The following is a 13,115-nucleotide window of genomic DNA, read 5'->3' as shown; positions in this document are numbered from 1 at the left end:
GATCCATGATCATCGTCTCCGCTGTTGCTGGGCGTTCCCCGCCCGCAACAAACCTACGCCTGACGGAGCCATTGGTTCTGCCGCCACCGGCTGAGTGCCATGACGCCGAAATGGCCGAGCGGCTCGAACACTACGTTGTCGATCGGCACCGTCGCCGCGGCGCGCTTGACCAGGGCCCGCCTGCGGGCCCGTGGAACGTAGCGATCGAAGCTGCCGACCGAGAACCGGCTGGCCGGATCGATCCGATCGAGCCATTCGATCGGGTGGAGGCCACGTAGCGCGCGGGTGAAATCACCGAGCGTGACGCCGGCCGCTTCGGCCTCGCGGCGCACCGGTCGCGCCGCGGGACTTTGCCAGATCATCAGGTCGCCGCGATCGGCCGAGGCGAAGCTCCACAGCGGCGTGCGATAGCGGCCGGCCAGCAGCGTCGCCGGCACCGATCCCATGCTGAGGCCGACCAGCACCGGCGGGCGCCGACGCTCGATCTGATCGGCGGCATCCTCGATCACGGCGCGATTGGCGCGCGCGCAAACGTCCGGGTTGGCGGCGACCACTGCGGCAGGTAGCTCGTAGCAGAGCCGCCATTGCCGCAGTCCGACCAGACCGAAGTCGAGCGCAGTCGTGAAGCTGGTCCGCCATGGCAGGAAGTAGATCGCCCCGTTCGGGTCGTTGCCGACGATCCGGCGAAACAGATCTGCGCGCGCCATGGCAGTCGTCCGTCAGTAGGTGCTGGTGCCGTAGGACGCGCCGCGCGACGACAGCAGGCGGGACAGCGACACGACCTGGTACAGCGCCGACAGCGCCACCAGGATGTAGACGATCCGCGCGGCGGCTGACGAGGTTGCTGTCTCGTTCGCGCCGTTACCGAGAATGGCGGTAACGAGATCGAAATCGAACAGGCCGACGAGGCCCCAGTTCAAGCCGCCGATGATGATCAGCAGAAGCGTCAGGGCGTTGATGATGCGCATGGTTTTCTCCGTTAATGTTGGTGATCCAACAGTGCGGAGAGAGGCGCGTTCCTAAAGCGAAGCGCCGCGCTGTCCATGCTTACTAGGAACGTCGGGCTCTATCGAGGCCAGGTCGGCTTCGTTTAGTTCGCAATGACGAAAGCCCTTCGGATTCCTCAGGTGGTGCGGAGGCGATGACGCCGAGCTGCGGCGTTGCCGTCTTAGATGAAGGGCTTGCCGCCGGTCACCGCCACTGTTGTGCCGGATGTGTAGCTGGACAGCGGATCGGCCAGCATCACATAGGCGGTGGCGAGTTCGGCGGGCTGGCCGGCGCGGCCGAGCGGGACCTGTTTGCCGAAGTTCTTCACCGAGTCCTCGGGCATCGTTGATGGAATGAGGGGCGTCCAGATCGGGCCGGGGGCGACCGCATTGGCGCGGATGCCTTTGTCGGCGAGCATCTGCGCCAGGCCGCCGGTGAAGTTCTGGATCGCGCCCTTGGTCGTGGCGTAGGCCAGCAGGATCGGGTTCGGCATATCGGAATTGACCGACGCGGTGTTGATGATCGCGCTGCCCGGCTTCATGTGCGGCACCGCGGCTTTGGTCAGATAGAACATCGCGTGGATGTTGACTGCAAACGTGGTCTGCCACTCTTCGTCGCTGATGTCGCCGATATCGTTGAAGGTGGCCTGATGCGCGGCATTGTTGACCAGGATGTCGATGCCGCCGAGTTCCTTGACGGCGCGGTCAACTAATTGGCGGCAATGATCCGGCTGGCTGATATCGCCGGCCACGAGTACGGCCTTGCGACCTTCGGCCTCGACCAGCGTCTTGACCTGCTGCGCGTCTTCGTCCTCGTTCAGATAGGCGATCAGCAGGTCGGCACCCTCGCGGGCGTAGGCGATCGCGACCGCACGTCCGATGCCGCTGTCGCCACCGGTGATGATCGCGACCTTTCCGGTCAGCTTGCCTGAGCCCTTGTAGCTGTGTTCGCCATGATCAGGACGGGGCGTCATCTTGTCGGTCGAGCCCGGCATCGATTGGCGCTGGCTCGGGTAGGGCGGCTCCGGATAAGTCTGCGTCATCGGCTGCTCCTCATGTCGCAGCGCTAACCGCGGGGGAGCGTGGCTGTTCCTTGGCGGAGCCGATCGGTCAGGTATCGAACAGCGCGCTGATCACCGTTTCGGGATCCGCCGGCTTCTCGCATCGGACGATGTGATCGAACCGCGGCGGAATGGTGTGGTGGTCATAGCCGGTCGCGAACACGAACCGCACGCCGCGCGCGGTGAGTTCGTCGGCGAGCGGGAAGACCATCCTGCCTTGCAGATTGATGTCGAGCACCGCGCCGTCGAGATGCGGGTTCGATGAAAGGGCAGCCATCGCGTCCTCGACTCGCGAAAACGGGCCCACCACCTCTGCGCCGCTTTCCTCGAACTTGCGCACCATGTCGTCGGCGATGAAGTACTCGTCCTCGACCAGGAGAATACGCCGGCCGGACAGGGCTGAGGATGGACTGCTCATGGCGCCTGCTCCGCTTCGGTCGTATCGAGAGGAAGGCTGATCGTGCATCGCACGCCGGTGTCTCTCAACTCGAATGTGGTGGTCGCGCTCAGCGCGTAGGGCAGTGCGCGTTCGATCAGTCTGCGTCCATAACCGCCGGTCTGCTCGCCCTGGGTGTCGGGTTGTTCCGGGCTGCGGCCGTGTTCGATCCAGACCAGTTCGAGCTGGCGGCCGGATGGGAGCATGCGAACCTGCCAGATGACGTCCAGTCGCCCGGTCAGGATCGCCAGAGCGCCGTATTCGCGGGCATTGGTCGCCAGTTCGTGCAGCGCCAGCGCCAGGGTCTGAACGCTCGAATTGCGCAGCGGCACGTTGGGGCCGCTGATCGTGACGCGGGTTCGGTCGATCGCGCCCAAGGCATCCAGCGCTACCCGCACAAGTGTGGCGATGGTAATTGGTTCCTGCGCTGAGCGTGACAGCAGCCCCTGGACGCGGGCGAGCGCCGCCAGCCGGTCGTTAAACTGCGATTGAAACTGTTCCATCGTCCGGCTGGTCGACATCGTCTGCCCAGCGATTGACTGCACGACAGCGATCAGATTTCGAGTGCGGTGCTGAAGCTCGGTCACCATCACTTCCTGCCGCTGCTGCATCCGGCGCAGGGTGTCGATGTCGGTGGACGTTCCGAGCCAGCTCAGAATTTCGCCGGCGGTGTCGCGCACCGGCGCTGCCCTGATCGCGAACCAGCGATAGTTGTCGGTGTGGCCATGCCGAATCCGGTACTCGGTCTTGAATGCCCCGGCTTCGTGGGCCTCCGACCACGCCTTCAGCGCCAGGGGCCGATCGTCCGGATGCACGGCGTCCTGCCAACCGAAGCCAACGCTCCGCTCGGTCGGCAGCCCGGTGAACTCGCTCCACTGCGGGCTCGACCAGATCCAACTGCCATCCAGCGCTGCCTGCCAGACCAGCTGCGGAATGCCCTCGATCACGGCGCGCAGCCGGGTCTCGCTCTCGCGAATCCGTTCTTCATTGCGGCGACGTTCAGTGACGTCCTGACCGATCTTGAGGAAGCCGTGGACTTGTCCGTCCGGCCCCCGAACGCTGGTGACGCTGCCCTCGATGAACACACGTGAGCCGTCCTTGTGGACGTGCCAGCGGACGTTCGGCGCCGCGCCTTCACGCCGGGCGGTCTCGATCTCCTTGACATCCTCGCCGCGGGCCCGGTCCTCCGGTGTGAACAACATGTTGGCTGATCGGCCTTTGGCTTCTTCAGCCGTCCATCCGAACACCGCTTCGGCCCCGGGCAGCCAGTCGATGATCCGATCGACCGCATCGGTGGTGAAGATCGCATAGTCGTGGGCGGCTTCGACGATCACCCGGAACCGTTCTTCGGCTTCACGGAGCGCGCGCACTTTGTTGAGACGATCGATCACCGGGCCGAGGATGGTGGAGTAGGTGCGAAGGAATTCCACGTCATCCTGCGAAAAGTCGCGGGGGTTGCGGCTGTCGACCTGGAGCAGGCCATAAGGGCGGCCGCCCGGCAGAAAGATCGGCACATTGGCAAGCGCGACGACGCCCGCGGCCTTCAGGAAGGCTGGCAGCTCGAACCTCGCCTCGGTCCGGACATCGCGGCTTGTGACGGGCACGCCGGCCTCGATCGAGAACGTCTCGGACGTGAGTTCGCGCATCGGCAGGCGAAGGTTGCCGACGATGCCGGCGTCCCAGCCGACGCCGGCGCGCACGAACAGGCTCTGGGTACGTTTTTCGATTTCCAGAACTTTCGCCCGATGAGTGCCGAGGGCGTCGCCGACGAGGCGGCAGGCTTCGGTCAGGACGTCGGTGAGATTTTCATTGCGAAGCGCAAACTCACCGAAGTCGGCCAGGAGCCGCTGCCGCTTTCGCCATTGTTGGTGATCGTCCATCGCCGGACTCCGGTGAGAATCGGCGCCTTCAACCCCGCGAGGGAGCAGGCGTTCCTGGGCCGATTCACCGTGCGGTCAGCGGCGCGCTTCGCGGGATTCTAGCCAAGCGATGATTCCAAGCGCAGCCTCCATCGACCGTGCCCGGCGTTCCCAGTTCTCGTGAGCTTCGTGATCGCCGCTCTCTTCGGCTTCTTGCTTCCAGCGGTCGGAAAACACCGACAGCCGTTGCTCGAGCGACAGATGCTGCTTGGTTCGGTTGCGACGCTTCTTCACGCAGATCCCTTTCGTCGTTGGGATCAGGCTAGGAGCGGAGCATCCTGGATGCATTCACCTATGCTAATTGAACCGCAAAAGAGGGCGCACAACGGCGCCAACCGGGCGTGAAATTGTCAAGACTACTTGACAATTCTCAGTTTGCGCCGCGCCGCCCGATCCGTTCCGACAAGGGAAACCGGATGGTGCAGCGAAACCCGTCCGGCTCGAACGCGAGGTCGGTCTCGGCCTTGAGTTCGTATCCAAGCGTGCGGGTCAGCACCTCGGTGCCGAAGCCGTTGTGGGATGGCTGGGGAACAGCCGCGGTATCAGTTTCTTTCCAGACGAAGGTCAGCAGCGGGGCTGTGCCGTCGCCGTCGACGGTCCAGGAGATCGCGATGCTGCCGTTACCGCCGAGGGCGCCGTGCTCGACGGCGTTCACCGCCAGTTCGTGCACGGCGAGTGCGAGCACCTGGCCGGCGCGGGCCTGCAGATGCAGGTCGGGCCCGGCGAAGGTGGCGCGCTCGCCGTCACGAACCTGATAGTGCAGCAATTCGTCGGCCAGCAGCTTGTGGAAGTCGATCGCGCCCTGTTCGTCGGCAACGGCCTGGGCACGCATCAGCGCGTCAAGCCGGTCCTCCAGATGACCGACATAGGAATCGAGATCGCGGCGGGCGCCGGCCGACTTGCGGATGATCGTGCGCAGCATGGCCATGGTGCTGCGCAGGCGGTGCCGCAGCTCGCCCGGGGCGTCACGTTGGTCCAGCAGGCGCCGCAGGCGGCGGTTGTCCGCTTCAAGTTCAGCGATCCGGCTGTTGGTGTCGTCGATCGGCATGCGCATGCTCACAGCGAAGTCTGGCTGATGTCGGGGGTGTCGGCATTCAGCAGCGACAGCGGGCCGAACAGATGCAGGTAGCCGTCGTCGAAGAACGACAATTCGCGCAAGCCTTCGAGGTTGTGAATCGTCAAGCGGCGACCCCGCAGTGAAATCATGCCGGTTTTTCTCAGCTCTTGCAGCGAGCGGTTGATATGCACCATCGACAAGCCGAGCAGATCGCCGAGATCGGCCTGGGTGATCGGCATGTCGTAGGAGAGCTCGTCGCCATCTACGAGGCCGATCATCCCCAGCCGCAGATGCAGCTCACAGAACAGGTGTCCGAGCCGTTCGGTGGCGCTGCGGCGCCCGAGGCTGACGAGGTGTTCGCGCTCGATCGCGGAGGCGACCAGCAGGTCCCACCACAGCGCTTCTTCGATCCGGGGGCCGAGCTGCGCCACGCTACGGATCGCATCCGTGCGGACCTGCGCGATCACGCAAGGCGTCAGCGTGCCAATGGCATGGTCCATGAAACGGGGAAGCACGCCGAACGGCTCACAAAGGTCGCCGGGGAGGAACAGCGAGATGATCTGGCGGCGGCCGTTCTCCAGCGTCGTGTAGCGGCAGGCCCAGCCGTCGACCACCAGCGGCAGATAGCGCGGCTGTCCGCCCAGCGGCACGACATCTTCGCGGGCGCCGAGGGTGCGGGCCACCTGCGTCAGCCGGAGGAGGGTCTCCTCGTGCTCCTTGGTCAGTCGTGCTCCGTGTCGGAGCTTACGCAGAAACGGGTGAACCATCGGTACACCTTTTACGAATGGCTCCATCAGGGCGATGTCGAAACCCGCGCTCTAACATTTTGATCAAATAATTCGACCCCTGCAATCACCGGCACGAGCACATCGGAACACCATCGCCATGGCGCGGTATCGCACAGATCCTCGGGAAGCTCACACCACGGGACGACTGCATCGCAACACGCCCTCGGCGAATTGGTTCCCTCGCGTGCCTGGCCATACCACTGCTTGAGCTTCGGTTCTGGCGTCGGCGGGGTTTCACCTAAGTTAGAGACGCTGGCCGGAGACCGATACTATGCTGCCAATCAATCCTGTGGACTTCTTCTCAGCGTCCGTTCCACCAGCCGCCTAGCGCATTTGGGCCGAGAGAGTGATGATCGAAGACGATTTCGACAGCCGGACCGTCGCCAACATGACGGTCGCTCTTGAGCGGATTTGCGGGACGTTGCCTGACGGTGAGGACCACGCCGTCCGGGCGCGGGTGGCGGAAGCAATCCTGACCTGCGCGCGCGAGGGGCGCCGCACCCTCGGCGACTTCGAAGCAGCTGGCCGGCGCGCGTTGCGGCGCCCGCCCGAAGAGGCCCCCAGCGCCGACTGACGGGCGCGCAGCGGTTTTGTAATCCGCTGTATGCCCCATCAAGCAGCCAGCGGCACCAGCGCCACGATACGGCGGGTCTGCCGGTCGATGATCGCCAGCCGGTCCGACACCATCAGACACTGATCGCCCCAATACCCGTTACCGGCGGCAGATCGCTAAGTGTAATCTGCCTCCGGGACCAGGACGCCGATCATCAGTTCGAAGCGCGCCTGATCGGCGCGCTGCAGATCCGACTGGCCGGCGATGATGCTGCTGACGTGGCGGCGCTGATCGTCCGACAGCCATAGCGGCTGGGCTGAACCTTTGATCGCGCGTTGGCGCTCGCCCGCTGGACCGGGCTGGCCGCCGGGGTCGTTTTTGCCGACCGCGCTTTCGCCGGAGCGCTGTGCTTGCTTACTGGGAAGCGTAGTGACGTCACCGCCCGCCGAGCCGCCCGCACTGCCGGGCGCGCGGCCGAGTGGATTATCGAGAAACGACCAGCCGAGCACGCCGAGAAACAGCACTGCGGCGACGACGGCCGCAACCAGCATCATGCGCTGGTTGCCGCCCAGGTCGCGGTTGCCGGATCGCCTTCTTCGATCGTTCATGTGATCTATCCAATAGAACTCACGAGGATGAGCCGGTGAGCGCGGGGCACCGCGCTCACCGGCTGATGGTCATTCAGCGGCAAGCGCCTTGGAGTTGATCTGTTCGCTCTGCGCGCCGGAGAGTGGACGGGCCGGGCCGAGCACCGGTTCTTCTCCCAGTGGTTCGAAATGACCGGCGTAGAACTCGCCGCGGCCATCCATCGAGGGGCCGGTGGAGAACCGTCCCTCCGGCGGCGGCGTGCCGTCGCGCGAGGTGCCCATCATGAAGTAGCTGAAGCGCTGATGCTCCTGGCGTTGATCGAAGCTGTTCGGGATCGGCAACGCCGCGGTGCCGCCGAGTTCCTCGATCACCGCAAGCCATTGTTGCTGATGCATGGTGTCGCGCGCGATCATGAAGTGCAGCATGTCCCGCATGCCGGGATCGGAGGTGGAGTTGAACAGCCGCACCGCCAGCGTCCGCCCGGTGGCTTCGGCGGCGACGTTGCAATACATATCGGCGGCGATGTTGCCGCTGGCGTAGATGTGCGAGCAGTCGAACGGCACGCCGTCGGCATTAGCCGGGAAGGCCGCGAGGCCGGTCGAGAGCAGATGGCGTTGCATCATGCCTTCGAGCACTTGGCGCGTGCTTTCGCCGCCCATCACCGCGCCGACCACCTTGTCGGCGGCGCCTTGCTCCTGCGCGCTCAGCGCCGCATCTTCGAGGTTCAGTGCGACCGCGGTCGCCAGCATCTCGACGTGCCCCATCTCCTCGGTCGCGGTATTGAGCAGCAGGTCGCGATACTTGTTGTTCGGCGCGCGTGCGCCCCAGGCTTGGAAGAAGTACTGCAAGCAAACCCGGATCTCACCCTCGATGCCGCCAATCGCCTGCTGAAGCTGTCGGGCGAAAAGAGGATCGGGCTTCTCGACACGGACAGGATACTGCAGCCGCTTGTCATGGTAGTACATCGAGTTGTCCTTTCGAGCTCTGGGAAGTCCGGCGCGAGCCGCATCGAGGCTCGTTGTCAGCTGGTCGGCCAACCGATCGTCCGGACCATCGTTCCTAATTGAACACCTGCTGATCGTCCGCTGATCGGGAACGTTGGATGCAGCCATTGATTGGTGGTGATCATCACCAGGGAGGATTGCGGTGGAGGACACCATCAAGAGCCCGTTCGACAAACAGCCGGCCGAAGGATCGCGAGAGACGATCGACCGGCAGCTCGCGCAGCAGGAGCAGAGGGAGCAACAGAACCCCGAGGCGCTGTTCCGCGATCAGCTCGGCGGCGCGGTGCTGGAAGTGTGGGGCGACTTGCCGCGCGATCTGCAGGAGGCGATCTTCGAAATCGCGATGCGAAACGCGCCGGAGCAGCGGAATGAGCTCGCCAAGCTGCTGCACGAGCGCCATCCGCGTACCGAGCAATCGCCGCAGTAGGACACAGCAGGCGGTAGGGACACTGGCTTGATTGCGCGCCGCACGTATCAGAGCTTGGGTCGCAAACACGACCGACGGCATACGGCAGCCATCGATGAAGCGCGCTAAAGAGTCGCGATTCGATCGCCGCGATCGGCGATCCGATGGGGGATGGTTTCGCAGGACCGTTCGATGTGCGGGACGCGGCGGAGATGCAGATAGTCCGGGGTGAATCCGGAAACTTGCACGAGCGCATCCCAATTGGTGATGGTGATCGTCTTCGATCGCCAATGCAACCACGCGCTGTGGCGCAGATCCTGAATGATGCGGTTGGCGTGAACCGCCGAGATGCCGCAAGCCGCGGCAAGATCCGACTGTGTGAACGGCGAAGGGAAGCAGTAGTCGCGCGCTTGGCCGACCGCTTGCAGCCGCGTGGCGATCTCGCACAGCAAATGCGTGACGCGCGTGAGCGAGTCGCGGGCGCCGAGATTGACCACCCAGTTTCGCAGCGCTGAGACGTCCGCGAGCGCCAGCATCGCCAGAGCATGCGCCACCTGGCGACTCTGCCCCGCGATCGACCGAAAGAAGGCATGCGGCACCAGCGCCACCACGGCGGGGCCAAGTGCGTTCAGCGTCGCCTGCCGGCTCGGTGCCAGGATCGTGTGTAAATCCGGTACGTCGCCGGGCACGTGGATCGACGTGATCAACGCATCTCCGCGGTCGCCTTCGCGCCAGCACAAATAGCCTTGCAGCACGACGCAACAATCGTCGGAGCGTTCACCCTGGCGGAGGCGTTCGTGCGGCTTGAGATGCCGAATGGTGGCCGGCATACCGGCAAGCAGTTCGAGGTCCTGGTCGGACAGCTCCGCAAGACTGGTGAGACGATTGGCCAAATTGGTGAATGCGAAGCCAGTTCGCATCGGCGGTTCACTCTCACTGACGATCACGGCAGTGCAGAGTAGCGAGCCGTGAGCCCGCAGTCTTTATCATAGGATATAGAGCGATATTGACCGGGCCGACGCGAGGCGGGCCGTGCGAAGAGACAAAACGACTCAAGCCGTATGGCCGGGGTCGTCGTTCCGCGGCGTCTTCTTCGCACGCTGTGGCGTCATCCGATCGCGCTCCTGCTGACTTCCGTCGGTGGTCGAGCCGAGTTCTTCCCGAGCAATATCGTCCTCACTGAACGACGGTTCGCGACCGTTGATCGGCGTGTCGGTCGGATGCGTCAGGCGAGTGCGGTTTGAAATTGACGGACTCCTCAATGAGAGGGCCAATCAGCGATCCTGCTGACAGCCTTGGTTGTGGGTGTTCTGTTCGATGTTGTCGCGCTCGCCGTGCGTGACATCGACATCGCGGACGCCGTGATCATCGTGCGGCGCCGAAGCGGGATCCGCGCCGGAGCCCTTGGGGCTGCGATTGTCCGGCGGAATTGGTGGTCGCTTGGTCATTGCTGGTCCTCCTGCGCGGTGAACGCGAGGCGATGGGAGGCGTTCCTCAAGGGTGCTGAACTCGCTCGGCCACAGGAACAACCGCCCGCGTCAGCACTTAGGGACACATGGAAGACGACAAACGTAAAGCCAAACGCATTGGCAATGAACCCGCTCCACTGCTGATGATTGCCGTCGCCGTGATTCCGCTGATCGCCATCGTGGCCTGGCTGTTGGGCGTATTCGGCTGAGCTCTCAGGGCCGATTGGCTTTCACCATCGCCTGAAGCCGCAGCGCGTCACCCGGTGCAGCGCTCTTCTGGTCATTGTCGAAATAGACATACACGTCGTAGCCCGCGCGCTTCCAGCCTGCGGCCCGCTTGGCCCAGTTTTCGAGGGCTGTGGCGGAATAGCGGCCTTTGTAACGGCCGCCCGGACCGTGTCCCCGGATGTAAACGAAATCCGCGGTGCGGCGCCACGGCGCCGGCGCATCGTGGTGATCGGAGAGACACAGCGCGATGTTGGCATCCCGCAGCAGCCTGACCACCTCCGGCGTGTACCAGCTCGGATGGCGGAATTCGAAGGTGTAGCGCCGCCCCGCCGACAGCATCGGCACGAAATCGCGCAGGCGGCCGGTGTCGACTTCGAACTGCGGCGGCAATTGAAACAGGATCGGGCCGACCTTATCGCCGAGCAGCGCCAGGCGCTCTTCCATCAGCGCGAGGCTGTTGGCGGATTTCTCCGACAGCCGTTTCCAATGCGTGATGAACTTCGAGGCCTTCCAGGCGAACACGAAGTCCTTGCCGGTCTGGTCGTGCCATGATCGCACGGCGGCCGGCGTCGGGGTACGATAGAACACGCCGTTCAGCTCGGTGGTGGCGAGCTGGCTGGCGTAGTACTGCAGCTGGTGCTTGATCGGAAAGCCGTCGGGAAAGAACGGCCCGCGCCACGACTGATAATGCCATCCCGATGTGCCGATCAAGATCCGCGCCAAGACGATGTACTCCAGGTTGCCGTCGCGACAAGTGGCGTCCGCTGTCCTGGTTCCGACCGCCGGGGAGGAACGGGCGATGGTGGCGCCGGTTGACCGCGAAACCATCGGAGCATGTCATGACCGAACAACGTCCCTTCGCTGTCGTCACCGGAGCTTCCACCGGCATCGGCTTCGAGCTCGCCAAATGCTGCACCCAAGCAGGCTTCGATCTGCTGATCGCTGCGGATGAGCCAGAGATCGAAAAGGCTGCCGCCGAGCTGCGCGCTGCCGGCGTCTCGGTCGAGCCGGTGCAGGCCGATCTGTCGACCCAGCAGGGCGTCGACCGGCTGGCGGAAGCGACCAATGGGCGGCCGGTCGATGCCTTGATTGCCAATGCCGGCCGCGGGCTCGGACACGCGTTTCTCGATCAGGACATCGAGCAAGCCCGCAAGGTGATCGACACCAACGTCACCGGCACGATGCTGCTGGTCCACCGCATCGGCAACGAGATGCGCCGGCGTAACGCGGGGCGGATCCTGATCACCGGCTCGATCGCCGGCTTCACGCCGGGCAGCTTCCAGGCGATCTACAACGCCACCAAGTCGTTCCTGAACTCGTTCTCCTTCGCGCTACGTGACGAGCTGAAAGACACCGAGGTCACCGTCACCTGCCTGATGCCCGGTGCCACCGACACCGAGTTCTTCCGCCGCGCCGATATGCTGGATACTGCGGTCGGCACTGCCGAGAAGGATGACGCCCGCGAGGTCGCCCGGATCGGCTTCGACGCGATGATGAGTGGCGAGGGCGATGTCGTCAGCGGATGGAAGAACAAGCTGCAGACCGCGGCGGCCAACGTGATCCCGTCCGGCGTGCTGGCGAGCCAGCATCGCAAGATGGCGGAGCCCGGCAGCGCCAAGCGTTGAGGTGCGCGTGACGGAGGCGATTGAAACGGGCATCCCGCGGATGTCCGGCCGCTTTGTGGCGGCAATCACCAACGTGCGGGCGGAGATACCCGCCTGACCGTGACGGCGCGCACGCCTTCCGACATGAGCAGCAAGGCGATATGGCGCTGACGCACGGGGGGGATAGCCAACAACGTCAACGGAGTTTCGCGGCCGGCCGCAGCGCTGCAGCCAGAGGAGGCGTGACGGAACGCCGGATCACGCGGAGTCCGTCGATCGCTGGCGCGCTAGGCGCAAGGGCCGCCATCATGTCGTCGAACCCGATCTGCCAGCGCTGCGCCAAAGCGCGCCGGGAGAAGTTGAAGCTCTTCTCCGGACCCGGTTCGTTCGGGCCGGCGCGATAACTCAACAGGGTAATCTCGTCCTGGAACGCAGCTGCCCCCGCGGCGCTGCGCTCGAGTGCCCTGATCCGGATCTTGTCCTTTAAACGCAGGTAGGTTTGATTGCCAAATAGCAGGTCGTTCTTGCGCTCGAACGCCGCTTCCAGCGAGGCGGGCGGCTGATCGTCGCGTGCATACAGATCCAGCACGAACAGCCGCAGAGGCCCCCCGGACTCGGCCAGGATCGGATCGAACGGTGCATTTAGCGACAGCCCGCCGTCGACCAGCGTCCGAGCGCCGATCGTCACCGGCGCGAACTCCGGCAGAAAGCCGCAACTGGCCATCAGGTGGTCAAGCGCGATCGGCTCGCGGTGGGTGTCGAAGATCACCGGATCTCCGCTGCAGACGTCGGTGGCGGCGATCGAGAGCCGCAGGTCGCCTCCATTGATGCGGCCGAAATCGATCAGCCGCGCGAGCCGTCGGCGCATCGGTCCGAGATCGTAAAGACTGCGGAAGCCAAATGCTGACGGCAACCTCGGATGGAAGTGGTTCGGATCGCCGATCAGATGTGCCGTGACCGCGCTGATCCAGCCTTCCAAATGCGGGAGTGGCGACCAAGTGGGTTCAGTGCGGGTC

Annotated in this window: 20 protein-coding genes and 1 pseudogene; 5 read left to right on the top strand and 16 right to left on the bottom strand. The window is 64.4% G+C overall.

The genetic code is table 11. The features are described 5' to 3' along the window. Positions 1-53 precede the first annotated feature (53 nt). The 9 genes and pseudogenes from DYI24_RS10995 to DYI24_RS10965 form a co-directional block, all read right to left on the bottom strand. Positions 54-707: an alpha/beta fold hydrolase gene (locus DYI24_RS10995; RefSeq protein WP_164572317.1), complete on the bottom strand. Its 654-nt coding sequence runs from the start codon at positions 705-707 to the stop codon at positions 54-56. Between the two features lie 12 nt (positions 708-719). Next, positions 720-968 carry a DUF378 domain-containing protein gene (locus tag DYI24_RS10990; RefSeq protein ID WP_164572316.1) on the bottom strand — a complete coding sequence of 83 codons (249 nt, stop codon included), beginning with the start codon at positions 966-968 and terminating at the stop codon, positions 720-722. 200 nt (positions 969-1,168) lie between these two features. Beyond that, positions 1,169-2,029 (bottom strand): SDR family oxidoreductase, encoded by an 861-nt coding sequence (locus DYI24_RS10985; protein WP_164572315.1) that lies wholly within the window; start codon positions 2,027-2,029, stop codon positions 1,169-1,171. Positions 2,030-2,096: 67 nt separating this feature from the next. Beyond that, positions 2,097-2,465 (bottom strand): response regulator, encoded by a 369-nt coding sequence (locus DYI24_RS10980; RefSeq protein WP_107344035.1) that lies wholly within the window; start codon positions 2,463-2,465, stop codon positions 2,097-2,099. Then, on the bottom strand, positions 2,462-3,817 hold the full coding sequence (locus tag DYI24_RS10975; protein WP_349627766.1) for a sensor histidine kinase: 1,356 nt from the start codon (positions 3,815-3,817) through the stop codon (positions 2,462-2,464). Before DYI24_RS10975 ends, DYI24_RS10980 begins: the two co-directional genes overlap by 4 nt. 108 nt (positions 3,818-3,925) lie before the next feature. Next, a pseudogene (locus DYI24_RS28635) lies at positions 3,926-4,363 on the bottom strand (GAF domain-containing protein); the annotation flags it as partial. A 75-nt stretch (positions 4,364-4,438) separates the two neighbouring features. Beyond that, positions 4,439-4,636, bottom strand: a complete 198-nt coding sequence (locus DYI24_RS28050; protein WP_107344037.1) for a hypothetical protein — start codon at positions 4,634-4,636, stop codon at positions 4,439-4,441. Between the two features lie 136 nt (positions 4,637-4,772). Beyond that, positions 4,773-5,450, bottom strand: a complete 678-nt coding sequence (locus DYI24_RS10970) for an HWE histidine kinase domain-containing protein (RefSeq protein WP_164572313.1) — start codon at positions 5,448-5,450, stop codon at positions 4,773-4,775. Positions 5,451-5,458: 8 nt separating this feature from the next. After that, positions 5,459-6,226 carry a Crp/Fnr family transcriptional regulator gene (locus tag DYI24_RS10965; protein ID WP_164572312.1) on the bottom strand — a complete coding sequence of 256 codons (768 nt, stop codon included), beginning with the start codon at positions 6,224-6,226 and terminating at the stop codon, positions 5,459-5,461. 370 nt (positions 6,227-6,596) lie between these two features. Between DYI24_RS10965 and DYI24_RS10960 the strand changes: the two genes are divergently transcribed. Continuing rightward, positions 6,597-6,821 (top strand): hypothetical protein, encoded by a 225-nt coding sequence (locus tag DYI24_RS10960; protein WP_107344039.1) that lies wholly within the window; start codon positions 6,597-6,599, stop codon positions 6,819-6,821. Positions 6,822-6,976: 155 nt separating this feature from the next. Here DYI24_RS10960 and DYI24_RS10955 read toward each other — a convergent pair whose 3' ends face one another. Then, a complete protein-coding gene (locus DYI24_RS10955) occupies positions 6,977-7,408 on the bottom strand; it encodes a hypothetical protein (protein WP_164572311.1) in 432 nt (143 codons plus the stop codon). A 69-nt stretch (positions 7,409-7,477) separates the two neighbouring features. Further along, positions 7,478-8,353 (bottom strand): manganese catalase family protein, encoded by an 876-nt coding sequence (locus DYI24_RS10950; protein WP_164572310.1) that lies wholly within the window; start codon positions 8,351-8,353, stop codon positions 7,478-7,480. Between the two features lie 181 nt (positions 8,354-8,534). On the opposite strand from DYI24_RS10950, the gene DYI24_RS10945 reads away from it, so the two are divergent. Then, a complete protein-coding gene (locus DYI24_RS10945; RefSeq protein ID WP_164572306.1) occupies positions 8,535-8,819 on the top strand; it encodes a hypothetical protein in 285 nt (94 codons plus the stop codon). Between the two features lie 104 nt (positions 8,820-8,923). Here the strand turns inward: DYI24_RS10945 and DYI24_RS10940 are convergent, their stop codons facing one another. Next, positions 8,924-9,505, bottom strand: a complete 582-nt coding sequence (locus DYI24_RS10940) for a Crp/Fnr family transcriptional regulator (protein WP_246701227.1) — start codon at positions 9,503-9,505, stop codon at positions 8,924-8,926. Positions 9,506-9,544: 39 nt separating this feature from the next. Between DYI24_RS10940 and DYI24_RS28300 the strand changes: the two genes are divergently transcribed. Next, positions 9,545-9,760 (top strand): hypothetical protein, encoded by a 216-nt coding sequence (locus DYI24_RS28300; RefSeq protein WP_246701226.1) that lies wholly within the window; start codon positions 9,545-9,547, stop codon positions 9,758-9,760. A 90-nt stretch (positions 9,761-9,850) separates the two neighbouring features. Here DYI24_RS28300 and DYI24_RS10935 read toward each other — a convergent pair whose 3' ends face one another. Next, the gene (locus tag DYI24_RS10935) at positions 9,851-10,072 is read right to left on the bottom strand and encodes a hypothetical protein (RefSeq protein WP_164572305.1); all 222 of its coding nucleotides are present in this window, start codon (positions 10,070-10,072) and stop codon (positions 9,851-9,853) included. After that, positions 10,073-10,246 carry a hypothetical protein gene (locus DYI24_RS28045; RefSeq protein WP_205523472.1) on the bottom strand — a complete coding sequence of 58 codons (174 nt, stop codon included), beginning with the start codon at positions 10,244-10,246 and terminating at the stop codon, positions 10,073-10,075. It abuts the gene before it with no gap. Between the two features lie 107 nt (positions 10,247-10,353). On the opposite strand from DYI24_RS28045, the gene DYI24_RS28550 reads away from it, so the two are divergent. Continuing rightward, on the top strand, positions 10,354-10,476 hold the full coding sequence (locus tag DYI24_RS28550; RefSeq protein ID WP_283810850.1) for a hypothetical protein: 123 nt from the start codon (positions 10,354-10,356) through the stop codon (positions 10,474-10,476). Between the two features lie 4 nt (positions 10,477-10,480). Here DYI24_RS28550 and DYI24_RS10930 read toward each other — a convergent pair whose 3' ends face one another. After that, complete coding sequence (locus DYI24_RS10930) at positions 10,481-11,218, bottom strand: DUF72 domain-containing protein (protein WP_164572318.1); 738 nt, start codon at positions 11,216-11,218, stop codon at positions 10,481-10,483. Between the two features lie 116 nt (positions 11,219-11,334). Between DYI24_RS10930 and DYI24_RS10925 the strand changes: the two genes are divergently transcribed. Further along, the gene (locus DYI24_RS10925) at positions 11,335-12,120 is read left to right on the top strand and encodes an SDR family NAD(P)-dependent oxidoreductase (protein WP_164572308.1); all 786 of its coding nucleotides are present in this window, start codon (positions 11,335-11,337) and stop codon (positions 12,118-12,120) included. Between the two features lie 175 nt (positions 12,121-12,295). Here DYI24_RS10925 and DYI24_RS10920 read toward each other — a convergent pair whose 3' ends face one another. After that, positions 12,296-13,078, bottom strand: coding sequence for a patatin-like phospholipase family protein (locus tag DYI24_RS10920; RefSeq protein ID WP_164572307.1), 783 nt, complete (start codon positions 13,076-13,078; stop codon positions 12,296-12,298). Positions 13,079-13,115 lie beyond the last annotated feature (37 nt).

This window comes from Rhodopseudomonas sp. BR0C11, assembly GCF_010820945.1.
Lineage (GTDB): Bacteria > Pseudomonadota > Alphaproteobacteria > Rhizobiales > Xanthobacteraceae > Rhodopseudomonas > Rhodopseudomonas palustris_H.
The sequence above is the reverse complement of the archived record's forward strand: the minus strand, read 5'-3'. Positions and strand labels throughout refer to the sequence as shown.

What these genes read in the sequence shown, in the direction of transcription:
- DYI24_RS10955 (WP_164572311.1), bottom strand. Translation starts at nt 7,408, where the DNA reads ATGAACGATCGAAGAAGGCGATCCGGCAACCGCGACCTGGGCGGCAAC.
- DYI24_RS10980 (WP_107344035.1), bottom strand. Translation starts at nt 2,465, where the DNA reads ATGAGCAGTCCATCCTCAGCCCTGTCCGGCCGGCGTATTCTCCTGGTC.
- DYI24_RS10925 (WP_164572308.1), top strand. Translation starts at nt 11,335, where the DNA reads ATGACCGAACAACGTCCCTTCGCTGTCGTCACCGGAGCTTCCACCGGC.
- DYI24_RS10960 (WP_107344039.1), top strand. Translation starts at nt 6,597, where the DNA reads ATGATCGAAGACGATTTCGACAGCCGGACCGTCGCCAACATGACGGTC.
- DYI24_RS10970 (WP_164572313.1), bottom strand. Translation starts at nt 5,450, where the DNA reads ATGCCGATCGACGACACCAACAGCCGGATCGCTGAACTTGAAGCGGAC.
- DYI24_RS10990 (WP_164572316.1), bottom strand. Translation starts at nt 968, where the DNA reads ATGCGCATCATCAACGCCCTGACGCTTCTGCTGATCATCATCGGCGGC.
- DYI24_RS28550 (WP_283810850.1), top strand. Translation starts at nt 10,354, where the DNA reads ATGGAAGACGACAAACGTAAAGCCAAACGCATTGGCAATGAACCCGCT.
- DYI24_RS10995 (WP_164572317.1), bottom strand. Translation starts at nt 707, where the DNA reads ATGGCGCGCGCAGATCTGTTTCGCCGGATCGTCGGCAACGACCCGAAC.
- DYI24_RS10965 (WP_164572312.1), bottom strand. Translation starts at nt 6,226, where the DNA reads ATGGTTCACCCGTTTCTGCGTAAGCTCCGACACGGAGCACGACTGACC.
- DYI24_RS10985 (WP_164572315.1), bottom strand. Translation starts at nt 2,029, where the DNA reads ATGACGCAGACTTATCCGGAGCCGCCCTACCCGAGCCAGCGCCAATCG.
- DYI24_RS10950 (WP_164572310.1), bottom strand. Translation starts at nt 8,353, where the DNA reads ATGTACTACCATGACAAGCGGCTGCAGTATCCTGTCCGTGTCGAGAAG.
- DYI24_RS28045 (WP_205523472.1), bottom strand. Translation starts at nt 10,246, where the DNA reads ATGACCAAGCGACCACCAATTCCGCCGGACAATCGCAGCCCCAAGGGC.